The organism is Achromobacter sp. 46006 (genome assembly GCF_059761975.1).
In genome coordinates, this window is record NZ_JCBANN010000067.1 from 21,003 (window position 1) to 27,306 (window position 6,304).

A 6,304-nucleotide genomic window follows, 5' to 3' on the forward strand; every position below is an offset into this window, starting at 1 on the left:
CGCGACGTGCGTGGCGCCTTACGAGGCGCGCCGTGGCAACAGCGGCCTTGCCTGGCGTGGCGTGGGGATCAGGGTCGCGGGCGCCGGCGCCGCGGCGCGCTTGGGCAGCACGGTCTGGGCGCCGGCAATGCGGAACACCTCGATGGCGTGGCGCAGTTGCGCGCCGCGGGTGCGCAGGTTGTCGACCGCGCGGCTGGCCTGCTCCACGCGCGCGGCGTTGCTCTGCGCGGCGCTGTCTGTTTCCGAGATGGTGCGGCTGACGTTGTCGATGCCGGTGTGCTGCTCGTTGGACGTGGCGGCGATCTCATTGACGATCTCGGTCACCTGCCGCACCGAACCGACGATGTCGAGCATGGCCTCGCCGGCGCGCTCGACGTGGCGCACGCCGTCCTCGACCTTGTGGTTCGACGCCTCGATCAGTTCCTTGATCTCGCGCGCCGCCGTGGCGCTTTTCTGCGCCAGGGCGCGCACTTCGGCGGCCACCACCGCGAAACCCTTGCCGGCCTCGCCGGCGCGGGCCGCTTCCACCGCGGCGTTAAGCGCCAGGATGTTGGTCTGGAAGGCAATGCCGTCGATGATGCCGACGATCTCGCTGATGCGCGCGGTGCTCTGCACGATGCCCTGCATCGCCCGCACCGCGTCATCGACCACCTGGCCGCCGCGCCGGGCCACGTCCGAGGCCTGGTTGGCCATCTGGTCGGCGCCGTGCGCGTTGGTGGCGGTCTGTTTCACGGTGGAGGCCAACTGTTCCATGCTGGCCGCGGCTTCCTCCAGCGAGGCCGCCTGGCGCTGCGTGTGGGCCGACAGGTCGGCGTTGCCGTCGGCGATCTCGGCGGCCGAGGCCAGCGCGCTCTCGATGCCGTTGTGCACGTCGCGGGTGATGCTGACCAGGCTCTTGCGCATCACTTCCAGCGAGAACTTCAGCGCGCCGATCTCGTCGCGGATGCTGGCCGGCGGCAGGGGTGTGCTGAGGTTGCCGGCGGCGATCTGGCGGGTGAAGTCGGTGGCGGTGACCAGCAGGCCGGTGATCGAGCGGGCAAAGCCCCAACCGGAAGCGAAGATCAGGATCACGCCGGTCGCGAGCATGGCGCCGGCCAGCGCGATTTCCTCGGTGCTCATGCGGTCGAGCATGCCGTACAGCGCCACGCCGGCCGCGCCCAGGAACAGGCTGGACGCCAGCATGGCCCAGGCCAGCATGCGCGAGCGCACGCCGGTCAGGCGCCACAGTTTCAGGCGCGCCAGCACGCCGCGCAGGCCGGTCGGCTTGACCTGGCCCCGGCTGAGCGTGAAGCCGCGCGCGGTGCCGTTGCGCAGGCGAGTGTAGGCGGCATCGGCGGCCTCGATCTGGGCGCGGGTCGGTTTGACCCGCACCGAGGCGTAACAGACGGTCTCGCCGCGTTCGATGATGGGGGTGACGTTGGCCAGCACCCAGTAGAAGCCGCCATCCTTGCGCCGGTTCTTGACCACGCCGGTCCAGGACTCGCCGCGCTGGATGGTGCGCCACAGATCCTCGAACGCGGCTTCGGGCATGTCGGGGTGGCGCACGATGTTGTGGGCGGCCCCCACCAGTTCTTCGCGGGCAAAGCCGCTGACTTCGACGAACGCGGGGTTGGCGTAGATGATGCGGCCGCGGGCGTCGGTGCGGGAGATCAGGTACTGCTCGTCGTGCAGCGTGTATTCCTTGTCGTGGACCGGCTGGTTGTTTCGCATGCGTCATTCGTCCTGTGATGGGCGGGGCGTGTTGCTGCCGGATCATCGGGGACGGACGATATCGCCGGTTTGATATATATCAAAACATTTTGAAAGTATACGAAATGAAATGGGCCGCGGGACTGGGCGGCCGTGATGTGATGGATGATTTTGGTCGGCGTTCAGGCCTTGGGCAGGTTGCCGAAGGCCTCCAGCGCGCGCAGCCGGCTTTGCGGCAGGTCGACGATGGGCGCGGGGTAACCGGCCGCCGCCCGTTCCATCGGGCTGGGATCGTGGATGGCGCTGTCGTCCAGATGCGCCAGCTCGGGCAGCCATTCGCGCAGGAACACGCCGCGCGGATCGAACTTGCGCGACTGCGACAGGGGGTTGAAGACGCGGAAGTAGGGCACCGAGTCGGCGCCGGTGGAGGCGCTCCATTGCCAGCCGCCGTTATTGGCGGCCAGGTCGCCGTCCACCAGCTGCGCCATGAACCAGGCTTCGCCCAGGCGCCAGTCGATCAGCAGGTTCTTGCTCAGGAACATGGCCGTGACCATGCGCAGCCGGTTGTGCATCCAGCCCAGCGCCAGGAGCTGGCGCATGGCGGCGTCGACGATCGGCACGCCGGTGCGGCCCTGTTGCCAGGCCGCGAGGTCATCGGGCGCTTCGCGCCAAGGCACCGCGACGGTTTCCGGTTTCATGGGGCGGTGCATCGACAGCCCGGGGCAGGCCGCCAGCAGGTGCTGGTAGAACTCGCGCCACAGCAGTTCGTTGATCCATGTGGCGGCGCCGGCATTGCCGCTTTCCAGTTCGCCGTGGTTCGCGGCCAGGGCCGCGCGCAGCGCCTGGCCCGGCGACAGCACGCCGGCCGCCAGGTAGGGCGACAGGCAACTGGTGGCCGGCAGGCTGGGGAAATCGCGTTCGTCGCGGTAGGCATCGATGACGCCATCGGTAAAGGCGTCGAGCCGGTCGGCGGCCGCGGCTTCGCCAGCGGGCCACAGGGCGCGGATAGGATCGCTGGCGGGGGCGTAGCCCTCGAAAGCGGGCGGCAGCGCATCGGCCTGCCAGGCGGGCGCGGCCTGCGGCCTGGGCGCGGCGATCGCGCGCGGCGGCGCGCTGCGCAGGCGCTCGCGGCAGGCGCGCGCATACGGCGTGTAAACGCGGTAGCAATCGCCCTTGCCGGTCACCACCGTGCCGGGACGCAGCAGCGAGGCGCCATGGTGCAGCGTCCAGTCGATGCCGGCTGCGGCCAGGCGGCAGGCCACCGCGTCGTCGCGGCGCCGCTCATTGACGGCCCATTCGGTATTGGCATGGACCGCCGCAATGTGGTGTTCCTCGCAAAAGCGCAGCAGCGCGTCGGGCACCTGCGCCCAAGTGTCCACGGTCAGCAGCTTGAGCGGAATGCCGAGCCCGGCCAGGTCGCGCGACAGCGTATGCAGGTTGCGCAGCCAGAAATCCACTTTGGCCGGCGCTTCGCCGTGCTGGCGCCACTGGCCGGGCGCCGCGATGAACAGGGCGGTGACAGTGCCTTGCGCGGCCGCGGCCGCCAGGGCGGGGTTGTCGTGCAGGCGCAGATCGGTGCGCAGCCAGGTCAGGGTATGCATGCGGGCGGGAGTCCGGAAGGGAAGGGAGCGCGGCAAGGCTGGCATTCTAGCGCGCGGGCCGGTGGCTCCAAGGTGCCGGGCGTCGTGGCGGCCGCGGCGGCCAATGGGTATTTGCGTCGCGCTGGCCGCCGCCGGGCACACCTTGTAAAAACTACGAGTAGATGTGACCGGCCGCGGCTCGGCTGATCGGCGTAGCGACGGGGGGGCGCGCGGCCAAATCCCGGGTACGGACCGCGCCGGGCGGTCAAACCATGAAACACGCTGGCGCTTTCCCCGTATTGACGCCGTCGTCGGGGCCGCCATGTAATCCATCCAACAGCCAATAAAAGACGAACGATATGGGACACCTGATGGATCTGCGCCCGTCCTTCCTCAAAGGACGCTCCCCCGCCGCCAAGACGCCGCGCGACGTTTTGCAACAGTTGTGGCGCTCGTTCGATCTGCCGGACGAGGCGCTCGAGCAGGTGGTGTTGACCGGCGCCGATCCGGTGCTGCCGTCATCGTTCGCGGTGGGCACGGCGGCGCAGGCCAGCATGGCGGCCGCGGCGCTGGCGGCGGCGGAGATCTGGCACTTGCGCGGCGGCGAGCGCCAGCAGGTCGGTATCGATATGCGGCACGCGGCACAGGAGTGCCGCAGCCATTTCACCATCAACGGCGTCGCGCCCGATCCGCGCGATCCGATCACCGGCGCCTATCGTTGCGGCGATGGCGGCTGGGTCCGCATCCATGCCAATTTTCCGCACCATCGCGATGGCGCGCTGGCGCTGCTGGGCTGTCCCACCGGCGACGGCGCCACCCGCGAGGCGGTGGAGCAGGCGCTGGCGCGCTGGCGCGCGCCGGATTTCGAACAGGTGGCGGCCGATGCCGGCATGGTGGTGGCCGCCATGCGCAGCTTCGATGAATGGGACCGCCACCCGCAGGGCCAGGCCATCGCGGCGCAGCCGCTGCTGACGATCGAGCGCATCGGCGAGGCCGATCCGCGACCGCTGCCCAAGTACGGACATGATGCGCGTCCGCTCAAGGGCATCCGCGTGCTCGACCTGACCCGCATCATCGCCGGCCCGGTCTGTGGCCGCGCGCTGGCGGCTTACGGCGCCGACGTGATGCTGGTCAATTCGCCGCATCTGCCGAATATCGCCAACCTGATCGACACCAGCCGCGGCAAGCTGTCCGTGCAGGCCGACCTGGATACCGCGGACGGCCGTATCGCGCTGGCCAATCTGCTGCGCAGCGCGCACGTGTTCGTGCAAGGCTACCGGCCCGGCGGCCTGGCCGCGCTGGGGTTCGGGCCGCAGGATGCTGCCCGCCTGCGGCCTGGCATCGTGTATGTGTCGTTGTCCGCCTATGGCGCCACCGGCCCCTGGGCCAACCGGCGCGGCTTCGATTCGCTGGTGCAGACGGCAGCCGGCTTCAACCACGCCGAGGCGGCGGCGGCCGGGCAGGAGGCGCCCAAGCCGTTGCCGATGCAGATCCTGGACCACGCCTCGGGCTACCTGATGGCGTTCGGCGCGCAGGTGGCGTTGGCGCGCCAGGCAACCGAAGGCGGTAGTTGGCACGTGCGCGTATCGCTGGCGCAGACCGCCCACTGGCTGCGCGCGCTGGGCCGGGTCGAGGGCGGTCTGGCCTGTCCGATGCCGGGTTTTGCCGGCCTGCTCGAGACCGAGGCCTCGGGCTTCGGCGAACTGACGGCGGTGCGCCACGCGGCTCAGTTTTCGTTGACGCCGGCGCGCTGGACGCGGCCGTCGAGCCCGCCGGGCACGCACCCGACGGTGTGGCCGTTCAACTAGCCTTCCAATCGCCTTCCGCCCGCCCACTCGCCCGTGCGCCGGGTCGGTGGCGTGCGCCGGATAGGTCTTCATGCCCTGGCGCCCCGGCGGCGTGATCCGCGTGCCCTGCTGGCGCGCCTGTCGGTTCGCGGATCGTCGACGGCGCTGTGGTCGGCCTTGGCCGACCGGGTGACGTCACCCCGACAGGGCCGGCGCCAGCATCAGGGCGGACAGCGCACCGCGCTCACGCCATCACTGCTGGCGCGCCTTCCATTCGCGCAGCGCACGCATGGTGTTGCTGACGTGTGCCTCGGGATTCATGTTGGTGTATTCGTACAGGATCTTGCCGTCGGGCGTGATTACGTAGGACACGCGCTGGGCGAGGTCGGGGCGCGCGTCGAGCACGGCGTCGTAGGCCTTCATGATCCGGCCGTCGCCATCGGCGGCCACCGCGAACTTGCCGCGGCATTCACTGACCGAGAATTTCTTCAGGGTGTCGATGTCGTCGGCCGAGACGCCGATGACGGTGGCGCCCAGCGCCTTGTATTCATCGGTGGCCTCGGCGAAGTCGTGGGCCTCGATGGTGCAGCCGGCGGTGAAGGCGGCGGGGTAGAAGTACAGCACCACGGGCCCCCGCTTGAGCGCTTCGGCCAGCTTGAAGGAGAACACGTTGCCGCCGAGCGAGGCCTGGGTGCTGAAGTCGGGCGCGGTCGCGCCGACCTCGAGGGCCGCGTGCGCGGCGGTGCCGGCCAGCAGGCCGCAGGCGAGGAACAGGGAGGCAAGGCGCTTCATGGGGGGCTCCGGAAATCGCGGCCGTGGCGCCCGCGGACATCGACGGGGCCAGGCACCTCCACTGTAGCCGCGCCGTCCGCTGGAATCCAGCGCGGCGGCGCGCGGGTGCGTCCGAGACTGCCTCAGTCGCGTCCTTTTTCATGGGGCGCGCCGCGCTCGCCGCCTCGCTGGGCGCCCTGGCCGCCCGCCGGCCGGCCGCCGCCATGCTGCGGATTACCCGGGGAGCGGGCCTCGGGACGGTTGGCGGACGGCGCGCGGTGTTCGCGTGGCGCGTGCGGCGCCAGGTTGTCCGGCGCCGGGCCGGGACGCGCGGCTTGCGGTCGCGCTTGCATTGGCTGCGGCTGCTGGACGTGCTGCGGCCGGGCTTGCGGCGATTGGGCCTGCGGTCGGCCCGGGGCCTGGCCGGCGGCGGGTGGTCCTCGGGGGGGTGTCTCTAGTGCGCTGTGTAGGGTGTTG

At 70.5% G+C, this 6,304-nt stretch carries 5 protein-coding genes; 1 reads left to right on the plus strand and 4 read right to left on the minus strand.

Going from position 1 to position 6,304, the window contains the following annotated elements; all coding sequences use genetic code 11:
• Nucleotides 1-18 precede the first annotated feature (18 nt).
• Together AC6LKG_RS22815 and phrB are read right to left on the minus strand one after the other, a co-directional pair.
• Nucleotides 19-1,710, minus strand: coding sequence for a methyl-accepting chemotaxis protein (locus AC6LKG_RS22815; RefSeq protein WP_498168493.1), 1,692 nt, complete (start codon nt 1,708-1,710; stop codon nt 19-21).
• Between the two features lie 161 nt (nt 1,711-1,871).
• Nucleotides 1,872-3,290: a deoxyribodipyrimidine photo-lyase gene (gene phrB / locus AC6LKG_RS22820; protein WP_498168494.1), complete on the minus strand. Its 1,419-nt coding sequence runs from the start codon at nt 3,288-3,290 to the stop codon at nt 1,872-1,874.
• 338 nt (nt 3,291-3,628) lie between these two features.
• On the opposite strand from phrB, the gene AC6LKG_RS22825 reads away from it, so the two are divergent.
• Nucleotides 3,629-5,077, plus strand: a complete 1,449-nt coding sequence (locus AC6LKG_RS22825; protein WP_498168496.1) for a CoA transferase — start codon at nt 3,629-3,631, stop codon at nt 5,075-5,077.
• 231 nt (nt 5,078-5,308) lie between these two features.
• Here AC6LKG_RS22825 and AC6LKG_RS22830 read toward each other — a convergent pair whose 3' ends face one another.
• Both AC6LKG_RS22830 and AC6LKG_RS22835 read right to left on the minus strand, forming a co-directional pair.
• Nucleotides 5,309-5,848: a peroxiredoxin gene (locus AC6LKG_RS22830; protein WP_498168498.1), complete on the minus strand. Its 540-nt coding sequence runs from the start codon at nt 5,846-5,848 to the stop codon at nt 5,309-5,311.
• 122 nt (nt 5,849-5,970) lie between these two features.
• Complete coding sequence (locus tag AC6LKG_RS22835; RefSeq protein WP_498168499.1) at nt 5,971-6,180, minus strand: hypothetical protein; 210 nt, start codon at nt 6,178-6,180, stop codon at nt 5,971-5,973.
• Nucleotides 6,181-6,304 lie beyond the last annotated feature (124 nt).

Excerpts from the sequence above, each read along its gene's own strand:
- AC6LKG_RS22815 (WP_498168493.1), bottom strand. The coding sequence starts at position 1,710 with ATGCGAAACAACCAGCCGGTCCACGACAAGGAATACACGCTGCACGAC.
- phrB (WP_498168494.1), bottom strand. The coding sequence starts at position 3,290 with ATGCATACCCTGACCTGGCTGCGCACCGATCTGCGCCTGCACGACAAC.
- AC6LKG_RS22825 (WP_498168496.1), top strand. The coding sequence starts at position 3,629 with ATGGGACACCTGATGGATCTGCGCCCGTCCTTCCTCAAAGGACGCTCC.
- AC6LKG_RS22830 (WP_498168498.1), bottom strand. The coding sequence starts at position 5,848 with ATGAAGCGCCTTGCCTCCCTGTTCCTCGCCTGCGGCCTGCTGGCCGGC.
- AC6LKG_RS22835 (WP_498168499.1), bottom strand. The coding sequence starts at position 6,180 with ATGCAAGCGCGACCGCAAGCCGCGCGTCCCGGCCCGGCGCCGGACAAC.